Consider the following 21,864-nt stretch of genomic DNA (forward strand, 5'->3'; position numbering starts at 1 on the left):
CATCATGGAAACGGTTGCGGATATCGAACAGCGCATCGCGAAGGCGCGGCGCGCTTTCGACGAAGTGAAAAGCGAGATGGGGCGGGTCATCGTCGGCCACTCGGAATTGATCGAGCAGGTTTTTATCGCCCTGGTGTGCGGCGGCCATTGTTTGCTCGAAGGCGTGCCCGGTTTGGGTAAGACTTTGCTGGTGCGCAGTTTGGGTGAGATTTTGAATCTCAGTTTTTCGCGCATTCAGTTCACTCCCGATCTGATGCCCGCCGATATCACCGGGACGCATATGCTCACCGACGATCCGTCGGGACGCAAGGTCTTCGACTTCCAACGTGGGCCGGTGTTCGCCCAGATCGTGCTCGCCGATGAGATCAACCGGGCGACGCCCAAGACCCAATCGGCGCTGCTCGAGGCGATGCAGGAACAAGGCGTCACCGTCGGCGGTAAGCTGCACCTGCTGGAAAATCCCTTCATGGTTCTAGCGACCCAGAATCCCATTGAAATGGAGGGCACCTATCCATTGCCCGAAGCGCAAGTGGACCGCTTCTTTTTTAAATTGATTTTACAATATCCCAACCACGCCGAGCTGTCGCGCATCGCCGATATCACCACCGCGGCGCCGCCCGCGGCGTTGCGCGAAGTTTTGGACGGGCCGGCGATTTTGCAAATGCGTCAGTGGGTGCGCGAGGTGCCGCTGGCCGAAGTCGTCAAGGATTATGCTGTGCGCTTGATCCTGAGTACCCATCCCAAGTCCGACGGCATCAACGGCGACGAGTCGTTGGCGCGGCGATTTGTTCTCTACGGCTCCAGCCCGCGCGGTTTGCAGAGTTTGATTCTAGCCGCCAAGGCGCGGGCGCTGCTGGCGGGCCGGCCCAATGTTTCTTTCGACGACATTCGCAGCATGCTCATGCCGAGCCTACGCCATCGCTTGATTCTCAATTTGGAAGCCGATGCGGAAGGGATTGGCGCGGAGAAAATTTTAGCTGAAATCGTCGAGAAAGTAGCGGAAGTATGAGTTTCGAATTTCGGTCCGCGGGGCCGCTTTCGAGATTCGCATCGGAGCGGCGGCGCATCGTTGGCGCCGTGTCGAAACTTTTTCGCCGTGCTCGGGTGAACCCACAAAGAAAGATGCCGCGGCTCGCGAGCTCTAAACCCGAAACTCTAAACTCGAAACCCGAAACATTCTTCGACACCGCCTTCCTGCGCAAGCTCGAGCGTTTGCACTTGGTCGCCAAGCGGCTCAATTGGGCCGGCGCCAAGGGCGAGCATGCGGTGTCGCGCAAAGGTTTCAGCCTGGAGTTTTCCGACTATCGCCGCTATCAGCGCGGCGACGATCTGCGCTACGTCGACTGGAACGTTTACCGCCGTCTCGATCGCTTGCTGCTAAAGATTTTTACCGCCGAAGAGGAGATGAATATTTATCTGCTGGTCGACACCAGCCGCTCCATGGCTTTTGGCGTCGAAGGCGCGCCGGCGAAGCTCGACTACGCCAAGCAAGTCGCCGCGGCGCTGGGTTACATCGGCCTAAAAAATCTCGACCGAGTCGGCGGCGCGGCGTTCGCATCGTCGCTCTACCAACCGTTTCGCTTGGGGCGCGGGCGCAAACAGATTCTCAGCATGTTCAGATTCCTCAATAAATTATCCGCCGGCGGCGAAACCAATCTGCGCGCTGCGCTGCACTCGTTTACCAGTGTATTTCCCCAACCGGGTTTCGTCGTCATCGTCAGCGACCTGTTCGATCCCGCCGGCTGGCGCCGGGCGTTGGAAGAGTTGACCGCCAAAGGTTACCAGCTACTGGTGATTCACGTCGTCGACGAGCAGGAGCTTTCGCCGAAAGCCTGGGGCGACGTGGCGCTGATCGATGTCGAAGGCGGGCGCGAGCGTAAATTTTTTCTCGACGACGAAATGCGTCGCCGTTTCGAAATCGAGCTGGCCAGCTACTTCAAAGAAATCGCAGCTGTCTGCGCCAGCCGGCGCATCGACTATCTGCGCACTTCCACCCAAGTGCCCTTCGATGAGTTCGTGCTTCAGACCCTGCGCCAGGTGAGCAGCGTCGCGTAATCGCGGCCGGGGTAATTTATGTTGTGGACGCTGCCCTCCGCGCTCTTGTTGCTCGCCGCGGCGCTGCCGCTGATCGTTTTTCTCCATAGTCTCAAACCGCGCGGTGTGAAGCTTGGCACGACCACGCTGTTTATCTGGGAGCGGGTGTTGCGCGAGCGGCCGCTGCGCACGCGCTTGGGCTGGCTGTTGCGAAAAAATCTACTGCTGATCTTGCAACTGCTCGCGGCCACGGCGTTGATCGCGGCGTTGGCCGATCCTTCGCTGATTCACTTCGGTTCGCAGTCCGGCGATCTGGTCGTGGTCATCGATCTGAGCGCGAGCATGAAGGCCAAGGGCAGCAAGGGAATGCGTTTCGACGCCGCGCGCCGGGAATTTGTTGCGCTGGTCGACGGCATGTCTAGCGGGCAGAAGATGTTGGTGATCGGCGCCGGCGCCCAGCCGCGTTTGCTGGTGCCGTTCAGCGCCGACCAACGGCGCTTGCGCGAGCTTGGGCGCAGTTTAACCGCCACCGATGCGCCGGGGCGGGTCAAGGAGGCGATTCTTTTCGCTCACGCCTTTGTCAAGCGCGCCAGCGCCGACCGCGTGGTCGTGATCAGCGACGGCGCTTTTAGCGGCGCCGAAGAGTTCGCCAAATCGACTGCCCAGGTCAAGTTCATCAAAGTCGACGGCGGAGAAAATAATCTCGCCATCGTCGGATTCGAAGTGCGCCGCCCACTCGATCATCCGGCCAACGGCGAAATTCTCGTTCATGTGCGTAACTTCACCGCTAAGCCGATGCGCGTGCCTTTGACGTTAAGCGTGGGCGCAAAAGTCTTGCGCCGGGAAATCATCGACATCGGCGCCGATGGCCGGCGCGTGCTGATTTATCCGCTGGAGCAAAGCTGGTCCGGCCCACTGACCGCGGCGCTGGAGGTCGACGACGATTTCGCCACCGACAATCGCGCTTACCTAGCCGTCGACGACGCGCCGCTTTTGCATTTGCTTTACGTCGGCCCGGGCAATCCTTATTTGAGTAATCTGCTGCGTTTCTTTGCCCACGTTGAATTGACCGCGGCACCGGCTTGGGACGGCGAAATGGCGCGGCAAAACTATGACGTGATTATTTTCGATCGCGTCGCCGCGCCGGCATTGACTCAGGGAAATTTTATTTTCATCGATACGCTGGCGGCCAATTTGCCGCTGCAAGGGCGCGGCAAGAGCGACCACCCGCGGTTGAGCGCGCCGTTGGCGAAGCATCCGATCACCGAAGGATTGGCATTGGGCGAACTGCGCGTGCGCCAAGCGCTGCGCGTGGCGCTGACAGGTTCAGCTACGGTTTTGGCGCAGTCCAGCGACGGACCGCTGATGGTCGCTGTGGAACGCGGCCGGCTGCGCGCGGTTTTTATCGGCTTCGATCTCATGGAGTCGGATTTGCCTTTGCGCGTGGCGTTTCCGGTGTTGCTGCATAATTTACTCGAATGGTTTCAACCGGCGCGGTTAGAATTTCCCGGCCAAAGCGCGCCGGCGGGAACGGCCTTGGCGCTGCGTTTGCCAGCGAGCGACGACAGCGTCGAAATCACCTCACCTTCAGGCAAGAAAGAAATATTGCCGGCGGCGGCGCGGCCGCTGCGTTTCGCCGACACTGTCGAGAGCGGTTTTTACAGTTACAAAAGCGCCAGCCGCACCGGCCGCTTCGCGGTCAATCTGTTGGACGAGAGCGAGTCGAATATTTCGCCGCCAGCTAACTTGACCGGCGCCAGGGAGGCGAACTCGGCAGGTAGCAGCACCGCGGAGAGCGGTTTTTCACTGTGGCCGTATCTTCTCGCGCTCGCGTTGCTGGTGCTGGTCGGCGAACTATTGTTCGCGTATCGCCAAGGCTTGGCGCTCTATCCGCTGCTCTTTCGCGGCGCCGCGCTCGCGGCGCTGGTGTTCGCCGCGGTCAATCCGCGGATTTTCAAATCGACCACCGCGCTGGATGTGATTTTCAGCGTCGATCTGTCACGCAGCGTCGGCCAAGAGGGTAGGGAGAAGGCGCGCGATTTGCTCGCCGCGGCGCAGGGTTGGGAAAATCCTCACACGCGCACCGGCCTGCTCGCCTTTGGCCGGGCGCCGGAGTGGGAGTTTTTACCGCGGGATAAAATGATTCTCAGCGACCTGGGCGCGCGCATGGACCGGGAGGAAACCGATATTCAAGCCGCGCTGCAAGCGGCGGCGGCGCAGGTCGGTGAAGGACGCCAGGGGCGCATTCTCTTAGTCAGCGACGGCAACGAGAATCGCGGCCAGACCGCGCGGGTCACGGACTTGCTGCGCAGCCAAGGGATTGCCATCTGGACATTGCCGGTCGGTTTGGCGCGCGGCCGCAACGAAGTATTTTTAAGCGATCTGACTCTGCCGCGCCAAGTCGATAGCGCTGAAGGTTTTGAAATTCGCGCCGTCATCGAAAGCGGCCGCGAAGCGCCGGCGCGCATTCGTTTACTGCGCAACGGCACATTGCATAGCGAGCAAGACGTGCGTTTGAAAGCCGGCAGCAACCGATTCAGTTTTCGCGACAGTTTGACCGAACGTGGCAATCACAGCTACGAGCTGCTGGTCGAGTCGGCGGACGATACTCTGGCCGAAAATAATTTGTTACAGGGTGTGGTCGAAGTGAAAGGGCCGCCGCGGGTATTGCTGCTCTCGTCCCAACCGGAAAGCCAGCGGGTGCTCGCGCGCGTGCTGCAGGTACAAGGTTACGCTGTGGTCGAGTCGGCGCCGCAACGCCATGGGCTGTCGTTGGCTGAGCTTTCGGCATTCGATCTGTTGGTACTCGATAACGTGCCGGCGTTTCAACTTTCCTACGCTAAAATGGAAACTATCGAAAAGTACGTGCGCGATCTGGGCGGCGGTTTGTGGGTGGTCGGCGGCTCGCAAAGCTTCGGCGCCGGCGGTTATTTCCGGACGCCGCTGGAGCGCATTCTGCCCGTCGACATGCGTCCGCCGGCGCGCTTGGAAATGCCCCATGTCGCGCTGCTGTTCGTGATCGACAAGTCGGGCAGCATGGGCGCCGGCGCCGAGGGCAGCACCAAGCTCGATCTCGCCAAAGCGGCGGCGATGGCGGCGGCGGACATCATGAATCCAAGCGATCAGGTCGGTATTCTCGCCTTCGACGCCAACTGGGATTGGGCGCTGCCGTTTCGTCAAGTCGGCAAAGGCGAGTGGCTCACCTCGGGACTGGCCGGACTGCAATCGGACGGCGGCACCGATATGTACAAGGCGATGGTCGAAGCCGAGCGTGCCATCGCCGCCATGCAGGCGTCGATCAAACATGTCATCGTGTTGTCCGACGGCTTGACCGACAAGGCGGACTTTCATTCTCTCGTAAGCAAGATGGCCAACGCGGGGGTGACCGTCTCCACCGTGTCGGTGGGCAACGATGCCGACGTGCAGTTGATGGCCGACATCGCCAAAAACGGCAAGGGGCGCGGCTACGTGGCTCTCGATCCGCAGACTATCCCGCAGATTTTTACCACCGAGACGCTGCTGATCTCGCGCGATCTGCTGATTGAAAAACCGGTGACGCCGACCATCGTCGCCGCCAGCGGGCCGCTCAAAGGCATCGGCCAAAATAATTTACCGGCGCTGCGCGGCTACGTGCTGACCTATCCCAAGCCGCGCGCCGAGTTACTCATGCGCGCGGACAAAGATCCGCTGCTGGTTTCCTGGCGTTACGGCCTCGGCCGGGTGATGGCGTTTACTTCCGATCTGAGTGGACGCTGGGGCAAAGAGTGGGTCGGCTGGCAAAATTTTAGCCAATGGACGAGTCAGATCGCCCGCGACACCATGCGGAAAATTCTCGATGCGAAATTGCGCGCTGATTTTCTTGCCGACGGCGATGCGGTTAAGATCGTTGCCGATCTGGCAGCGCGCGACGGAAGCTTTCTCAATCATCTAAAGCTCAAGGCCAACATCAGCGCGCCGGATCGCGGCACCAGCGCGCAATCGCTGCAACAAAGCGCGCCGGGGCGCTATGAAGGAAAATTCAACTCCGGTCAGCGCGGCATTCACTTCGCCACGCTCTATGCCGAAGCCGAGGGTGGCGCGGCGCCGCTGGCGGTCGCCACCTTGCCTTATATCGCGCCCTATCCGAAGGAGTACCGCGAATTGAAACCCAACTTGGCGTTGCTCAGCCGTCTCGCCGAGGAGACCGGCGGCGAAATGCTCGACGGGGAAAATTTCGCCGCCGGATTACAACGGCTCTACACGCCGACGCCGGGCAAAGGCAGCCAAGGCAAAGACACCTGGTGGCCGCTGGCAGGCGCGGGGCTGTTGCTGTTTCTCGCCGATCTCGTGCTGCGCAGTTGGCCGGTGCGGCGCCGCGCCGTAGTATGAGCCATTTGCTTGAAAGGCTCCCGCTCGCTACACTCGATCTGCGCCATCAATTAGCTAGCTCGATCGATTTGGAGGTTCTAGTTTGAAGTCGTTATTCATAATGTTTTCGTTAATCGTCTCGGCGCTGTTTTTCTCCTTGCCGTCCGATGCCCAGCCCCTGCAACGGGTGCGCGTGGCGCTGTCGACGCCGACGCCGCACATGGCGCCGCTGTGGGTGGCCAAGGATCGGAAGTTTTTCGAAAGACATGGGCTCGCTGTTCAGCTTATTTTGGTCAACAGCGGTTCGCTGGTGGCGCAGATGTTCGCCGCGGGAGAGTTGCAAATCACCGCCAACGCGCCGGCTTCGCTGGTCAGCTTAGTCGCCGCCGGCGAGAAGATTTCGTTTTTTTTCGGTCTCAGCAACACCTCGCCGTTCAGCGTGGTGACCCAGCCGAACATTCGCCGGGCGGAAGATCTCAAGGGCAAGAAAATCGGCACCGCTCGTTTCGGCGGCTCGTCGCATATCTCGGCGTTGATCGCCCTGGAACATTTAGGACTGGACCTCAATCGCGACCGCATCACTTTGATTCAAACCGGCGTCGATCCCGATCGTATGGCGGCGCTAGAGGCGAAAGCGATCGATGCGGGTATGCTCCAGCGGGTGGCGACCAAGGTGATGACCGGTAAGGGGTTTTACAATTTGCTCAACATGTTGCAATCGAAGATTCCCTACCAGAACACCGGCCTGGCGATGAAACGGGAATACGCCGCGGCCAATCCCAAAACCATCGATGGTCTGGCCCGGTCGATGATCGAAGCCTACGGCTATATTTTTCACCGGGAGAATAAACCGGCAGTGAAGGAGATCATCGCGCGCAATCTGCGCCTGCCGAACTCGGAAGCCGCCGAGGACTTTTATCTCGAAGCGCAAGAAGAGCTCGACCGCAAACCCTACCCAACCTTGGAGGGCATGCGCATCGTCATCAAATACGTCGCCGAGCAAAACCCCAAAGCCGCCGGCATGAAAGCGGAAGAGATCGTCGATGCGAGCTGGTTGAGGAAATTAGAGAGCGAAGGATTTTTTGACAAGGTGTATGGCGGCAAGTAGTCGCGACCGCTGCAATCGTGGTTGTCCCCTCCAGTAATATCGTCCCCTTCACTTGCGCGATCTGTGGCGCGAAGTTCGCTGCGCGCGACGGCGGCAAGTGCCAGCAATGCGGCAAGCTCGCTTGCCGGCGCCACTTCAAGAGACATTGGTTTGCCGCGCCGAGCCGCACTTGTTCAGAGTGCGCTAGCTCCAGCGATGCAAAGTAGACAGGGTTGCTTCTGCCATTTGAGATTTTCTACCCCATGGCACCGAGTTGGGGTATAATTACCAGGTCGGCGTTGGGCCGAATTGAATGGATTTATGGGTTTTGGACGTCTAACCGACGAGGGTTTAATCAATTGATGAACGGGCCGATAGTAAAGATAAAAAAGCATCGCAGCGGCGAGAGTCGCGCAACCAAGATTAGCTCCGAAGAGGTGGCTATGAAACCGGGAGATAGTCTAAAAACTACCAGACCGATTCGCTCGCAGAAAACCGGCACAATCCTGCCGCGGGAAGGGACCTTTGTCCGCTCCGTCGAGAATATGGGACGGCAGTTGATTCTCGTCAACTTCGGCGCGGAGTGTGAAGAATATCTCTTTCCCGATGAGATCATGCCCGATCCTTCCAAGCGCTAAGATTTCTTTCATTAGGTTCGCGCCGCTCGACTGACCCGCAGCGAAATAAGTAAGATAGTATTCACCACGAAGGACAGGAAGGTTTCGGATAATTAATATTCCGAACTTCGTGCTCTTCGTGCCTTCGTTGTGAGATCGGATTTTCCGATTGAGCACGGCTATCACTGCCTCTGGCATCATCGCGCAGATTTGATAGAAGGTTAGGGCGTTAGCCGGAGGTGCGCCATGAGCGAGCGGGTGGTCAAGGATTATCACGCCCATATTTATTACGATCCAAAAACGACGCGCGCGGCGGCGCAGAAGGTGCGCGCTGGCTTGACGCAGTTCAACGTTCAGCTCGGTAGCTGGCATGATGAGCCAGTGGGGCCGCATCTCGATGCCATGTATCAGGCGGTGTTTACGATCGATGAATTCGCCAAGGTCGTGCCCTGGCTCATGGTCAACCGCGAGGGATTGTCCGTGCTAGTTCATCCGACCACCGGTGGCGACGGTTACGGCGATCACATGATTCGTTCGCTCTGGCTCGGTGAACGGCTGAAACTTAACGAAGCGGTGCTCAAGCGCCACCAACAAAATTAGTTTTATCCAGGACGGGATTGTCAGCGATTCAATCGCCCGAAACTTTCCATGCAACGTATTTACAGCAGCAAAGATTCGCTGATGATCGGCCACTTGAAAAATGTCATGGCGAGTTTCGGTATTCAGTGCGTGACCAAGAAGCTCGATCTGATCAGCGCGGCCGGCGAGCTGCCGCCCATCGAGTGTTGGCCCGAGCTGTGGGTGATTGAAGATAACAAAGCGAACCGCGCTAAATCGATTCTAAAAAAAGCTCTAGCGCCGCTCAGTTCGGTGAAAAAGCCCTGGAGCTGCCTCGGTTGCGGTGAAAACATCGAAGGACAATTTTCCGAATGCTGGAACTGCGGCTGTGACCGCGCCGGCGTCAAATCTCGCGGCGTGATCAAATTCGCCGCGCCTTCACGTCGCCGTTAAATTCATTTATTCAACGTCAGTAAAATCGTCCCACCGACGACGGCAGAGCTGCCCAGCGCGGTTCTGAGCGTCACTTTTTCCAGATCGCGCAATAGAATGATCGAGCCGAGCAACACCCACATGGGCGTGGTCGCCATGATCGGCGCGATCAAAACCACCGGGCCGAGACTGACTGCGGCGCTGAACAAGAGAAAGCCCACGGTTTCGAGCAGGCTCGCGGTGACGAACGGAATCAGCGCCGCGCGCGACGGCCAGACGTCGCGTCGCACTTGTCCGGTTAGGACGAAGTAAGCGCTCAAACAAAGCAACGAGACCATGCCAACGATGGCCGAATAAGCGATCGGCTGGTTGGCGCCTGTTAAGGCAAAACGTGTCGCTGGATGGATCAGCCCCGACATCAACGCGGCGGCCAACGGATAGAGCGCGTCGGTTGGTTTGGCATCAACATTATTCTCGCGCGGTTCCCAACAGGTAAAAAAGATGCCGGCGACGATCAGTAAGGTGCCGAGCATGACGTTATGTTTGGCCGGCTCGCCGAGGAATGCGATCGCCAACGCGGCGCTGAAGAACGGATGGGTGGAGCGTAGCGACGACGAACGCGCCGAGCCGATGCGGGCGATGCCGATGTAGCTGAGCAGGCGGACGATCGGCAAGACGGCGCCGACGGCGATGAAAATCATCAAAGCCCGCGAGTCGATGGCCGGCACGCCGCCTCTGGCCAATAGGATCGTCCATACCACGACCGTTTGCACGATCAGCGATATCAACGTGACGATGAGCGGCGTCGAATGAACCAAGCCGACGCGGGCGTAGAGATTGCCCGCGGCGTAGACGGCGGTGGAAGCGAGGGCGACGAGTTGCGGGGAGAAGTCCATGGCGATGATGGGTTGGCTTGCGGTACATGTATCTGAAGCGGCGTCACAGTTCCATTCGCCGGTGGTTTGACCCACGGATGAGCGGATGTTAGAAGTCGCGAGAGTTTGCGGTTCGAATCAGAAAAATAGTTCGCTGCGGAAGTATCTGGGCAAAAAATTAGCAGGGAGTGTTCATGGAGTATCGTCAACTGGGCAATGCCGGTGTGCGGGTTTCAGTGGTCGGCTTGGGTACCAACCGTTTCGGCTCACCGGACATGCCGCAAGCGGAAGTCAACAAAGTCATCGACGCCGCGCTCGACGGCGGCGTGAATTTTTTGGATTCGGCCAACGTTTATAACGATGGCCGGTCGGAAGAAACTTTAGGCGTGGCGCTCAAAGGGCGCATGGACAAGGTCGTGCTGGCGACCAAGTTCAACTTTCCGCGCAAGACCAGCGCCAACAGTTGGGGCTCGTCGCGCTATCATATGATGCAGTCGGTGGAGCAGAGTTTGCGCCGCTTGCAGAGCGATCACATCGATTTGTACTACTGCCATCGCTGGGACGACACGACGCCGATCGAAGAAACCCTGCGCGGTTTGGACGATCTGATTCGCATGGGTAAAATATCTTACATCGGCGCGTCGCTATTCGCTTCGTGGCAATTGGCCCACGCCAATCTGTTGGCAGAGTTGAAAGGCTGGAGCCGCTTCGCGGTTTTGCAGTCCGAATACAACCTGCTCAACCGCGGCGTCGAGCGCGAAGTCTTGCCCTATTGCCAAGCGCACAACGTCGGCTTCGTGCCCTATTATCCATTGGCAGGCGGCTTTCTCACCGGCAAATATGAATTCGGCAAACCGCCGCCGCCGGGTTCCCGCGGCGAGTCGGTGAAGCTGGTGCAGAATCTCATGACCGAGCCTAATTATCGCGTTGTCAGCAAGCTCAGCGAGTGGTCGAAGGATCACGGCCGCGGCGTCAACGAGTTGGCGCAAGCGTGGCTCTTGGCTCAGCCGAAAGTTTGTTCAGTAATCACCGGCGCAAAGCGAGTCGATCATGTGACCAGCAACGTCAAAGCGGCGGATTGGCATCTAACGAGCGCTGAGCTGAAAGAGATCGAGGGGATTTTGAAGGCGTAGGAAATTTTACCACAGAGGGCCTAGCGCGGCGAAGCCGCAACCGAATTTCGGAACAACTCTCGCAAAGGCGCAAAGGCGCAAAGGTTTTAAGAAATAAATTCTTTTCCGAACTTGGCGCCTTTGCTCCTTGGCGAGAGGAATGCCCGAGTCCGAAATGTTTTGTCTGTCGGAAAATTTGCGCGTGACGCGCAAATTTTGAGATATAGTAGTACAGAGATTACGGAGAAAAATAGCCGGAATCGGATAATCCACCGCACAAAAATATTTCATCTTCGCTTCGTTTAAATCTATCGCGATCCATTCTATCGGAGCGCGGTTTTTCTAATCCGCGAATGAATAGACGCGGACAGGAATGTCCGTACTCCTGTGATCGGAATGACGGTGTGCGTTAGGGCGTAATGGATTGCGCCCGTCCGGTCCGGGCGCGATAAATCGCGACCCTACAAAAAGTCCATCGGACTCCGCTCGCATCTGGCGTTGTCGGAGGCCCCTCGCTACGCCCGTACGGGCTACTCGGGGAATCGGAAAATCCAATCCACACACCAAGTCGCGGTCGACCGCCGCCGGCTTTTTTGGCGGCGCTATGGTGTCAGGTATTTTCGAAAGCCTCTCGCTACGCCCTGCGGACTACTCGAGGAATCGGAAAGTCCAAACCGACTCCCCGAGTAGCGGCCGTCGTCGGTCGCGTATCGAGGGGTTCACGCCCGCTACGTCGGATTGCGTCAGATTATGAACGGTAGAAATAGTTGCGCTGGGCCGGTTGTTTTCTCGCGCTTAGGCGCTTTCGCCAATTCACGTATTTCCTGCTCTAGCCAGCGGATGTATTGGCGCTGGGTGTGGCGTTTATCGATGGCGGCGATGCACAGGTCGCGCACTGACTCAGCGTAATCCGGCCAGCGTTCGCGCATCATGCGCGGCATTTTTATATAGGTCGGCGGATCGTCGAGGAACAGCGGGTCGCGGGCGAGGGTCCAGATGTCGCATTGGGTTTCGCCGCTGGGAATTCTATCCGGATCGGCATCGCGCGGCGCGGTGAGATTGCCGCGGCCTAAGCCTTGGATCAAATGGGTCAGCTCATGGCCGATGGTTTGATAGGTGAGCTTGCACACTTTGAAGCGGATGATCAGCCGCGAAATAATTCCCTTGCGATAGACCACCGTGGCGCTGCCCAAATGCTTGCGCGTGTAGCCGATCGTGATCGTCTGATCTTTCAATTCGGGAAAATAGCGCAGCGTCTGCTCGATCATTTCAGCGGCGCGGCGGTTCAGGCGCTGTTTCATCAGCGGGGTGAATTTAAGCTGCATTTAACGCTAATTTGCCGCGAATTGCGGCTACCTTGATCCAATCGTCGAGAGTGTCATAATGGCCGTCACTTCAAGTAGGATTTATGGCAGAGGCAGAAACCGATCACAAGGAAAAAAGCGCGGCGCCGTTTCGTTCGGGCTACATCGCCATCGTTGGCCGGCCCAACGTCGGCAAGTCGACGTTGCTCAATAAAATTCTCGGCGAAAAAGTAGCGATAGTTTCGCCCCGGCCGCAGACCACGCGCAACCGCATCACCGGCATCCGCACGACGGAGACGTCGCAGATTGTGTTTCTCGACACGCCGGGTATTCATCAGGGCCATTCGATGATCAACCGGCGCTTGGTCGACACCGCGCTGCAGACTCTCGACGAAGTCGACGGCGTGCTCTGGCTGCTCGACGCCCACGATAAAATCAAGCAGGAAGAAGAACGCATCGCCGAGACCCTGCGCGGCGTCGAGACACCGGTGCTGATTCTGATCAACAAGCTCGATCTCGTGTCGAAAGGCAAGTTACTGCCGCTGATGGACCGATTGTCGCAGTTACTTCCCGGCAAAGATATTGTCCCGATCAGCGCGCTCACGGGCGACGGTGTGCCGTTGGTTTTAGAGATCGTCGAAAAATGGCTCGCCGAAGGCGAGAAGTTTTTCACCCAGGGCGAATACACCGACCAGAGCGAGCGCTTTCTCGCCTCGGAAATCGTCCGGGAAAAAGTTTTCAATTTAACCCGCCAAGAAATTCCTTACGGCGTCGCCGTGACCATCGACGAGTTCACCGAGAAAGAAGAAAAAGGTTTGATCGTCATCGGCGCGACGATTCACACCGAGCGCGATTCGCATAAAGGCATTCTCATCGGCAAACGCGGCGCCATGCTCAAAGACATCGGCCAGCAGGCGCGCGAGGAATTGGAAAAAATCTTCGGCTGCCGGGTTTTTCTCGAACTGTTCATCCGCGTCGATCCCGACTGGACGCAGAATCCAAATTTACTGAGCGAGATGGGTATATGACTCAGCCGGCGCTGGCGCCCTCGCCGTTCATGCGCAACCGGCCGGACAAGCTGCCGGTGGTGGCGATCGTCGGCCGGCCCAACGTCGGCAAGTCGACTTTGTTCAATCGCCTGGTCGGCGAACGCCGAGCGATCGTCGACGATTTGCCGGGCGTGACCCGCGACCGCAACTACGCCGAAGCCGAATGGGACGGACGAAAATATTTACTGGTCGACACCGGCGGCATCGAGTCGGCCACCGAAGGACAGTTGGAAGAGAACGTCCAGGCCCAGAGCCGCTTGGCGGTGGCCGAAGCGGACGTGGTGGTTTTTCTCTTCGACGGTAAGACCGGGCTCAATCCGCTCGATCGCGAAGCGGTGGATCTCTTGCGCCGGGCCAACAAGCCGGTGCTATTCGCGGTCAACAAGCTCGACTCGCGCCAGCGCGGCGACAATTTATACGATTTTTTTTCCCTCGGCATCGAGCCGCTTTATTCGATTTCCGCCGAGCATGGGCTCGGCATCGGCGAGCTGTTCGATGCGGTGGCGAGCCAGTTTGCCGAGCGGCCGGCGGTTGTTGAAGAACTCGAGCCAGAAGAGCCGGCGAAAAAAAATGATCGGCCGAAAGCCGATGAAACTCTGCGGGTCGCGATTGTCGGCCGGCCCAACGTCGGCAAGTCGACTCTGATCAATCGTTTGCTCGGTTTCGAACGTTCGGTGGTCGATTCGACGCCGGGGACGACGCGGGATTCTTTGGACACGCCTTTCGATTTACTCGGCGAGCCCTGCGTGTTGGTCGACACCGCCGGCATCCGGCGCAAATCACGCATCGACGATCGGGTCGAACGCTTTAGTGTCAGCCGCTCGTTGAATGCCGTGGAGCGCGGCGATCTGGTGCTGCACGTCATCGACGGCATCGAGAACGTCACCGATCAAGACGCGCAGATCTTGAGTTACGCGGCGCAGCGCAACAAGGCGTTGCTGCTGGTGGTCAACAAGTGGGACGCGATCGAAAAAGAAAATAGCAGCGTCGACAAGTATCGCGAGGAAATCAAATATCGGCTGGCGTTTTTAGAATTCGTGCCGATCGCGTTTATTTCCGCTGCCACCGGTTTCGGCGTGCGCAAGATGCTCGAAAGCGCGGCGCGAGTCGTGAAAGCCTACCGGCGCAAGGTTACCACTTCGCAGCTCAACCAATCGCTGCAACGGGTCGTCAAGAGTCATCCGGTGCCGCTGTTCCACGGCCGGCCGGTGAAATTTTACTACGGCACTCAGACCGGCACGCGGCCGCCGACGTTTACCTTCTTTGTCAATTTGCCGAACGCGGTGCCGGAAAGCTATCAACGTTATTTAGTCAGCCACCTGCGCGAAGCTCTCGGCTTGGATTTCGCGCCGATCAAAATGTTTTTGCGCGCGCGCCGCGAATCGGAGCCGGGCAAAAAGAAACGCTCATGAAAACCCAATGGCGAATCGCCGCCAACCCGCGTGGCGTGACAAAGTTGGCGCTCGACAGCGGCTCCAGATCTCGTTCAGCGCTCTCTCAACATTATAATGAAGCGCGCCGGCGCGCCGTCAAAGAGTTGCGCGACTATTTCGCCGGTCGGCGCCAAGCGTTTTCCGTCCCTTGCGATCTTAGCGAATTGACGCCGTTTACCCAGAAAGTGCTGAGCGCCGCGGCGAAAATCCCCTACGGCCAAGTGCGCAGTTACAAATGGTTAGCCGAGCGATTGGGCAAGCCAAAAGCGGCCCGCGCGGTGGGCAACGCCTTGGCGCGCAATCCCGTGCCGATCCTCATCCCTTGCCATCGGGTGGTGCGCCGCGACGGCGCCATCGGCCGGTTCGTGCTCGGTTCGGGGTGGAAAAAAAGATTGTTGGAATTGGAAAAAAGATTTGCAAAAACAGAAGCTTCGTTAAACTGCGGCGTCTGAGTTTGAGGCCCCGTTGAATTTCTCTGCTGGCCTTCGCTAAAATTTTACCTTATCATTTCGAACTTGACTTGGGCCGGCGTTGACGATTGTCGCGCGCGGCCGAGTTTGACGACTATGAATGAGGCAGCTTCGACTTCAGCTCGAGGTACTTCCGCGGCAGCGCCGGCTCGTGACCGGCATGCGCCTTGGCTCGCCTTGCGCCGGGTCAAAGGTTTGGGCTGCGTCGGCTGCAAAAGACTGCTGGCACATTTCGCCGAGCCGATAAAGATATTTTCCGCGTCGCGGCTGGAGCTCGAACAGGTCGAGGATTTGCGCGCCGATGCGGTTGACGGCATTCTCCGTTTCAATGAATGGGCCGAAGTCGATGACGAGCTCGCGCGGGTGCGTGCCGCGGGCGTCACGTTGGTCGGCTTCAACGACGAAAAATATCCGGCGCGCTTGCGCGCCATCGCCGATCCGCCGCCGCTGCTTTACCTCAAAGGTGAACTGACCGCGGCCGACGACAAAGCGGTGGCCATCGTCGGTTCGCGCAGCGCCAGCGATTATGGCCGGCGCGTGACGCGGGATTTAGCGCGCGGCTTGGCGAAAGTAGGATTCACCGTGGTCAGCGGCATGGCGCGCGGCATCGACGGCACGGCCCATGAAACGACTTTGAATAATGGTGGCCGCACCATCGCGGTTTTAGGTTCCGGCGTCGAGCGCGCCTATCCGCCGGAGCATGACAAACTGTATCAACGTATCAGCGATGGCGGCGCGGTGATTTCCGAGTTGCCGCTCGGCACCAAGCCGCTGGCGTTCAATTTTCCGGCGCGCAACCGGCTGATCAGTGGTTTGTCGCTGGGTGTAGTGGTCGTCGAAGCGACGGAGAAAAGCGGGTCGCTGATCACCGCCTCCATGGCGGTGGAACAGGGGCGAGAAGTTTTCGCCCTGCCCGGTGAAGTGGGATCGAGCCGCAGCCGCGGCGCCCATCGGCTGATTCGCCAGGGCGCCAAGCTGGTGGAAAACGTCGACGATATTCTCGAAGAGATCGCACCGCAATTGTTGCCGGCCAGCGGCGCTCGGCATGCCGCGCCGTTGGCGCTGCCGCAAAACACCGGCGCCGAGGCGCGGAAAATTTTCGCTTTACTGCAAGACGGCCAGCTGCAAGTCGACCAAGTGATTGAAAAGAGCGGCCTCGCAGTAGCGCAAGTATTACAAATACTACTCGAGCTCGAGCTGCAAGGTTACGTCCGGCAGTTGCCGGGACAAAAATATGTCGCGGAACGAGCCAACTAAAACTACTTCTGAAGGCTACAGGAATGAATTGAAATTATGGCAGCAAGGAATTTAGTCATCGTCGAGTCACCCGCCAAGGCGAAGACCTTGGAAAAATATCTAGGCCGCGATTATCAAGTCAGAGCGTCGGTGGGCCATGTGGTCGATTTGCCCAAGAGCAAGTTGGGCGTCGATGTGAAGAAGAACTTCGCGCCGGATTTCACCGTCATCCTCAATAAGAAAAAAGTCATCGACGATTTGAAGAAGGCGGCCAAGGGCAAAGAGCATATCTATCTGGCCTCCGACCCGGATCGCGAGGGCGAAGCGATCGCCTGGCATATCGCCGATCACGTCGTCAAAAATCATAAGAGCGTGCGCCGCGTGCTGTTCAACGAGATCACTAAAAAAGCGGTGCTTGAAGCGATCGCCCATCCCCAAGCACTGGACCGCGACAAGTTCGATGCCCAGGTGGCGCGCCGGGTGCTCGATCGCTTGGTCGGCTACAAAATCAGTCCGATCCTCTGGACCAAGGTGCGGCGCGGCTTAAGCGCCGGGCGGGTGCAGTCGGTGGCGGTGCGCGTGGTGTGCGACCGGGAAAAAGAGGTGCGCGCCTTCGTGCCGGTGGAGTATTGGTCGCTGACTGCGTCTTTGGAAGGGCGCTTGCCGCCATCCTTTAAAGCCAAGTTGGTGCAGTGGAAAGGTCAGAAGGTCGACAATAAAAAATTTCGCTTGGAAAATGAAACCGGCGTTCAGCAGATCGTCAAGGCGCTGGCAAGCGCGCCGTGGGTGATCGGCGCGGTCGAGAAAAAAGAACGGCGCCGTTATCCGACGCCGCCTTTCGTCACCAGCAAGTTGCAACAAGAGGCGGCGCGCAAATTGGGCTTTCAACCCAAGCGCACCATGCAGTTGGCGCAGCAGCTCTATGAAGGCGTCGAGCTTGGCAGCGAAGGCTCGGTGGGCTTGATCACTTACATGCGTACCGACTCGATTCGCATTTCGGCCAACGCCCTGAGCGCCGTGCGCGAACATATCAACAGCCAGTATGGCAAAAATTATCTGCCGGATAAGCCGAATGTCTTTCGTTCCAAGAAAAGCGCCCAGGACGCCCATGAGGCGATCCGCCCGACTTCGGTCGAGTACACGCCCGAGCGCGTGCGCCGTTTTCTGCGCCGCGACATGTTTCAACTCTATTCGCTGATCTGGGATCGTTTCGTCGCCAGTCAAATGGTGCCGGCGGTGTACGATCAGACCGCTTTCGAGATTCCCGTCGGCGAAGCACTGTTTCGCGCCAACGGCCAGCAGGTCAAGTTCGACGGCTTCATGAAGCTCTACATCGAAGGGCGCGACGAGCGCGCGCCGCAAGCCAACGGCGAAAACAACGAAGAATCTGAGGAAGAGGCCGACGACGCTCAAGAACAAGAAGGCGTGCTACCGAATTTACAAAAGGGCGATGCGTTAAAACTTTTGGCCATGGACCCACGCCAGCATTTCACCCAACCGCCGCCCCGTTTCACCCAGGCTTCGCTGATTAAAGAATTAGACGAGAAGGGCATCGGCCGGCCGTCGACTTATGCGGCGATCATTTCCAACATTCTCGACCGCGAGTATGTGGCGCAGAACGAAAGCCGCCAATTGGTGCCGACGGACTTGGGTTTTTTGGTGACCGATTTATTAGTAGAAAGTTTTCCCGACATTCTCAACGTCGAGTTCACCGCCGGCATGGAAGACCAGCTCGATAAAATCGAAGAAGGCAAAGAGAAGTGGACCAAGACGATGAAGCGCTTCTACACGCCCTTCGAGCGCGATCTCAAGAAGGCCGCCAAGGAGATGCGCGACGTCAAGCGCCAAGAGGTGCCCACCGACATCGACTGTGAAAAGTGCGGCAACAAGATGGTGATAAAGTGGGGGCGCAACGGTGAGTTTCTCGCCTGCCCTCAATATCCCGAGTGCAAAAGCACGAAAAACTTCAAACGCAGCGACACCGGCGAGATCGAAATCGCCGTCGAGGAAGTGGTCGACGAGGCCTGCGAGAAATGCGGCCGGCCGATGCTGTTACGCTTCGGCAAGTTCGGCAAGTTTCTCGGCTGCAGCGGCTATCCCGAATGCAAAAACATTCAGCCGCTGCAAAAGCCGGTGGACCTGGGCATCAAGTGTCCCGAGTGTAAAGAAGGCGACATCAAGGAACGCAAATCGCGCTGGGGCAAAATGTTTTACGGCTGCGATAAATATCCCGCTTGCAAGTTCGCTTCTTGGGACAAGCCGTTGCCGACGCCCTGTCCTGACTGCGACAGTCCGATATTGGTCGAAAAAATTCTCAAGCGAACCGGCCGCACGCACCGTTGTTACAAAAAAGAGTGCGGCTACTCGATCCAAGTCGTTGAGCAATAGCCGCAACAAAATAGGCGAAGGATAATTTTCACCACGAAGGCACGAAGGACACGAAGGTTTAGGAAAATATGTTTTCGAACTTCGTGCTCTTCGTGCCTTCGTGGTGAAACCATTTTTTCACGGTGATCTTTTAAGAAATATTAAATCCATGCAGCCCATTGTACGGATCATCGGCGGCGGCCTGGCCGGCAGCGAAGCGGCGTGGCAGTTGGCGCGGCGCGGCGTCGCCGTCGAGCTATTCGAAATGCGGCCGGTGCGCAAGACCGAGGCCCACGCCACGGCATATCTGGCCGAGGTGGTGTGTAGTAATTCTCTCCGTTCCGATTCGCTGTCGGCGCCCGCCGGTTTGCTTAAGGCGGAAATGCGCCAGCTCGACTCGCTGATCATTCGAGTCGCCGAAATCCATCGGGTGCCGGCCGGTTCGGCGTTGGCGGTCGATCGCGAGGGCTTCGCGCGCGGCGTCACCGAGGCCGTCGAAGCTTTGCCCAATGTCAAAATCATTCGCCAAGAAGTTGAAACGATTCCTACTGACGGCGTGGTCATTCTCGCCACGGGGCCGCTCACATCGCCGGCGTTGTCCAAAGACCTGACCGCCAAGTTGGGCGAAGAGCATCTGTATTTTTACGACGCGATCTCGCCCATCGTCACGGCGGAGTCCATCGACATGAGCGTGGCCTATCGCGCCGCGCGCTACGGCAAGGGCGGCGACGACTATATCAACCTGCCGTTGTCGCAGGAGGAATACTATCGCTTCATCGCCGCCTTGGTCGCCGCCGAGCGAGTGGCGACGCACAGCTTCGAGCGCTTCGTGCCCTTCGAAGGCTGCATGCCCATCGAAGAGATGGCCGACCGCGGCAAAGAAACCCTGGCGTTCGGGCCGATGCGCGCGGTGGGGTTGATCGATCCGCGCACCGGCCGGCGGCCCTATGCCGTGGTGCAGTTGCGTCAAGAAAATCGGGAAGGATCGCTTTATAATTTGGTCGGTTTTCAAACTAAGATGACTTACGGCGAACAGCGCAAAGTGTTCGGGCTGATTCCCGGATTGGCCAACGCCGAGTTCGTGCGGCTCGGCAGCTTGCATCGCAATACTTTCATCAACGCGCCGCAACATTTGTTGCCGACTTTGCAATGGCGCAGCCGGGAGACGCTCTTTTTCGCCGGGCAAATGACCGGAGTCGAAGGTTACATAGAATCGGCGGCCAGCGGATTGCTGGCTGGTATCAACGCGGCCAATTTGTTGCAGGCTAAGCCGTTGGTGATTCCGCCGGAAACCACCGCGCTGGGCGCGCTCTTGCGTTATATCGCCGATCCCGAGCGCAAACGTTTTCAACCCATGAACGTCAACTTCGGCTTGATTCCACCGCTGGCGGCGCGCTTCCGCGGCCGGGCAAAAAAGGAAATGATGGCGCGCCGCGCCTTGGCCGATATGGCGGCGTGGCTGGATGAAACTCACTGCGGTGTCAAGGTTGTTACCGCCGATGGTCCGCCAACTTTAGAAACTATCGCTTTGCCATGAGTCCACGCCGGAGCGCGTTCATCGATATCGGCACCAACGCCGTGCTCTGTTTGATCGCCGACTTGCGCGACACCGGCCGCTTTCGCGTGCTCGACGATTTGGCCGAAGTCGCCGGCTTGGGGCGCGGCGTCGATCAAAGCGGTGCGATCAGCGCCGCCGGCGAGCAGCGCTGTCTGGAAACTCTCGAACGCTACCGTGACCATTGTCAAAACCTCGGCGTCGACGAGATCGTCGCCGTCGGCACCAGCGCGCTACGCGATGCGCGCAATAGCGCCGAGGTGCGTGAGCGCTTGCGCGCGCGGCTCGGCTTCGAGATTCGCGTGATCTCGGGGGATGAAGAGGCAGCTTACTCTTTTCTGGCGGTGGAGCGCGGATTGTCTTTGATCGGCGAGCTTTTGGTCATCGACATCGGCGGCGGCAGCACGGAATTTATTTTGGGCAACAGCGCCGGCGTGACATTGGCCGAGAGCGTCGATATCGGCTCGGTGCGGCTCACCGAACGGTTTCTCCATACCGATCCGGTGGGCGCCGATGAAATCGTTTCGATGAACCGCGCCATCGATCGACAATTGATGCCGCTACTGGCGCGCTACGGGAATTGGCAAACGCCGCCGACTCTCGTCGGCATCGCCGGCACGTTTACGACGCTCTCTTCGGTGGAAAAACAAATGGCGCGCTACGTCCATGCCGAAGTTCACGGCTGTCGATTGAGCCTGGCGGAAGTGCGGCGGCAGATAGGTTTGTTTAGTGAGTGCACGCTCGCCGAACGTCAGCGCATCGTCGGCCTCGAAGCCAAGCGCGCCGACGTGATTCTCGCTGGCGCTTGTTTGATCGAACGGATCTTAATTTTGTTGGGTAGCGACAGTGTTGTCGTCAGCGATCAAGGCGTGCGCTATGGTTTGTTACACGAGCGCGCGCAAAGTCTGTAAATCCAGTTGACATTTTCTTGAGAATTCGGAATGATCGCGCCTTACGTTAAGACAACATGCGGCAATAAAATTTCACCGCGAGTTGGATGTGAAATACCGAGGGAGGCGCGTAGCACATGACGAAAGCAGATCTTATCGAAGCGGTGGCGAAGGCGGCGCAGTTGAACAAACGGACGGCGGGCGAAGCGGTGGATGCGACCTTCGAAGGCATCGTCAAGGCGATCAAGAAGAGCAAACGTTTTCAAGTTCCCGGCTTCGGCACCTTCACGTTGCGCTCGCGCAAGGCGCGCAAGGGGAGAAATCCCCAGACCGGCGACGTGATCATGATCAAAGCGAGCCGCACCGTCGGTTTCAAACCGGCGGCGGATCTGAAGCGAGAGTTATAACCATCGACAATTCTCGTATCAGGCCACCGCGGGCGACCGGGTGGCCTTTTTATTGCCCTACTTGATGCCGCGGACCTAGGCACGTAAAATA

General features: G+C 58.3%; 18 protein-coding genes. 16 read left to right on the plus strand and 2 right to left on the minus strand.

Going from position 1 to position 21,864, the window contains the following annotated elements; genetic code table 11:
* The first annotated feature begins 4 nt into the window (after window positions 1-4).
* The 7 genes from EXR70_07465 to EXR70_07495 all read left to right on the plus strand — a co-directional run bounded on the left by EXR70_07465 (window position 5) and on the right by EXR70_07495 (window position 9,096).
* The gene (locus tag EXR70_07465) at window positions 5-1,009 is read left to right on the plus strand and encodes an AAA family ATPase (GenBank protein MSP38312.1); all 1,005 of its coding nucleotides are present in this window, start codon (window positions 5-7) and stop codon (window positions 1,007-1,009) included.
* The gene (locus tag EXR70_07470; GenBank protein ID MSP38313.1) at window positions 1,006-2,055 is read left to right on the plus strand and encodes a DUF58 domain-containing protein; all 1,050 of its coding nucleotides are present in this window, start codon (window positions 1,006-1,008) and stop codon (window positions 2,053-2,055) included. The genes EXR70_07465 and EXR70_07470 overlap by 4 nt, the downstream gene beginning before the upstream one ends.
* Window positions 2,056-2,073: 18 nt before the next feature.
* A complete protein-coding gene (locus tag EXR70_07475; protein ID MSP38314.1) occupies window positions 2,074-6,402 on the plus strand; it encodes a VWA domain-containing protein in 4,329 nt (1,442 codons plus the stop codon).
* Between the two features lie 100 nt (window positions 6,403-6,502).
* Entirely contained in the window at window positions 6,503-7,489 is a 987-nt protein-coding gene (locus EXR70_07480; GenBank protein MSP38315.1) for an ABC transporter substrate-binding protein, read from the plus strand.
* Between the two features lie 422 nt (window positions 7,490-7,911).
* Window positions 7,912-8,106 (plus strand): hypothetical protein, encoded by a 195-nt coding sequence (locus tag EXR70_07485; protein ID MSP38316.1) that lies wholly within the window; start codon window positions 7,912-7,914, stop codon window positions 8,104-8,106.
* 225 nt (window positions 8,107-8,331) lie between these two features.
* Window positions 8,332-8,685, plus strand: coding sequence for a 4,5-dioxygenase (locus tag EXR70_07490; protein ID MSP38317.1), 354 nt, complete (start codon window positions 8,332-8,334; stop codon window positions 8,683-8,685).
* Window positions 8,686-8,733: 48 nt separating this feature from the next.
* Window positions 8,734-9,096 carry a DUF2007 domain-containing protein gene (locus EXR70_07495; protein MSP38318.1) on the plus strand — a complete coding sequence of 121 codons (363 nt, stop codon included), beginning with the start codon at window positions 8,734-8,736 and terminating at the stop codon, window positions 9,094-9,096.
* A gap of 2 nt (window positions 9,097-9,098) precedes the next feature.
* Here the strand turns inward: EXR70_07495 and EXR70_07500 are convergent, their stop codons facing one another.
* The gene (locus tag EXR70_07500) at window positions 9,099-9,971 is read right to left on the minus strand and encodes a DMT family transporter (GenBank protein ID MSP38319.1); all 873 of its coding nucleotides are present in this window, start codon (window positions 9,969-9,971) and stop codon (window positions 9,099-9,101) included.
* A 173-nt stretch (window positions 9,972-10,144) separates the two neighbouring features.
* Between EXR70_07500 and EXR70_07505 the strand changes: the two genes are divergently transcribed.
* On the plus strand, window positions 10,145-11,083 hold the full coding sequence (locus tag EXR70_07505) for an aldo/keto reductase (GenBank protein ID MSP38320.1): 939 nt from the start codon (window positions 10,145-10,147) through the stop codon (window positions 11,081-11,083).
* Window positions 11,084-11,805: 722 nt separating this feature from the next.
* Here EXR70_07505 and EXR70_07510 read toward each other — a convergent pair.
* The gene (locus EXR70_07510) at window positions 11,806-12,387 is read right to left on the minus strand and encodes a hypothetical protein (protein ID MSP38321.1); all 582 of its coding nucleotides are present in this window, start codon (window positions 12,385-12,387) and stop codon (window positions 11,806-11,808) included.
* Between the two features lie 83 nt (window positions 12,388-12,470).
* On the opposite strand from EXR70_07510, the gene EXR70_07515 reads away from it, so the two are divergent.
* The 8 genes from EXR70_07515 (at window position 12,471) to EXR70_07550 (ending at window position 21,773) form a co-directional block, all read left to right on the plus strand.
* Window positions 12,471-13,394, plus strand: coding sequence for a GTPase Era (locus tag EXR70_07515; protein MSP38322.1), 924 nt, complete (start codon window positions 12,471-12,473; stop codon window positions 13,392-13,394).
* The gene (locus tag EXR70_07520) at window positions 13,391-14,827 is read left to right on the plus strand and encodes a ribosome biogenesis GTPase Der (protein ID MSP38323.1); all 1,437 of its coding nucleotides are present in this window, start codon (window positions 13,391-13,393) and stop codon (window positions 14,825-14,827) included. The genes EXR70_07515 and EXR70_07520 overlap by 4 nt, the downstream gene beginning before the upstream one ends.
* Window positions 14,824-15,300 (plus strand): methylated-DNA--[protein]-cysteine S-methyltransferase, encoded by a 477-nt coding sequence (locus tag EXR70_07525; GenBank protein MSP38324.1) that lies wholly within the window; start codon window positions 14,824-14,826, stop codon window positions 15,298-15,300. Before EXR70_07520 ends, EXR70_07525 begins: the two co-directional genes overlap by 4 nt.
* Window positions 15,301-15,414: 114 nt before the next feature.
* Window positions 15,415-16,575, plus strand: coding sequence for a DNA-protecting protein DprA (gene dprA / locus EXR70_07530; protein ID MSP38325.1), 1,161 nt, complete (start codon window positions 15,415-15,417; stop codon window positions 16,573-16,575).
* 36 nt (window positions 16,576-16,611) lie between these two features.
* Entirely contained in the window at window positions 16,612-18,942 is a 2,331-nt protein-coding gene (gene topA / locus EXR70_07535; protein MSP38326.1) for a type I DNA topoisomerase, read from the plus strand.
* Between the two features lie 148 nt (window positions 18,943-19,090).
* On the plus strand, window positions 19,091-20,458 hold the full coding sequence (locus tag EXR70_07540) for a methylenetetrahydrofolate--tRNA-(uracil(54)-C(5))-methyltransferase (FADH(2)-oxidizing) TrmFO (GenBank protein MSP38327.1): 1,368 nt from the start codon (window positions 19,091-19,093) through the stop codon (window positions 20,456-20,458).
* A complete protein-coding gene (locus tag EXR70_07545; protein MSP38328.1) occupies window positions 20,455-21,387 on the plus strand; it encodes a Ppx/GppA family phosphatase in 933 nt (310 codons plus the stop codon). The genes EXR70_07540 and EXR70_07545 overlap by 4 nt, the downstream gene beginning before the upstream one ends.
* 116 nt (window positions 21,388-21,503) lie before the next feature.
* Entirely contained in the window at window positions 21,504-21,773 is a 270-nt protein-coding gene (locus tag EXR70_07550) for an HU family DNA-binding protein (GenBank protein MSP38329.1), read from the plus strand.
* Window positions 21,774-21,864 lie beyond the last annotated feature (91 nt).

This window comes from Deltaproteobacteria bacterium, assembly GCA_009692615.1.
Lineage (GTDB): Bacteria > Desulfobacterota > Binatia > UBA9968 > UBA9968 > DP-20.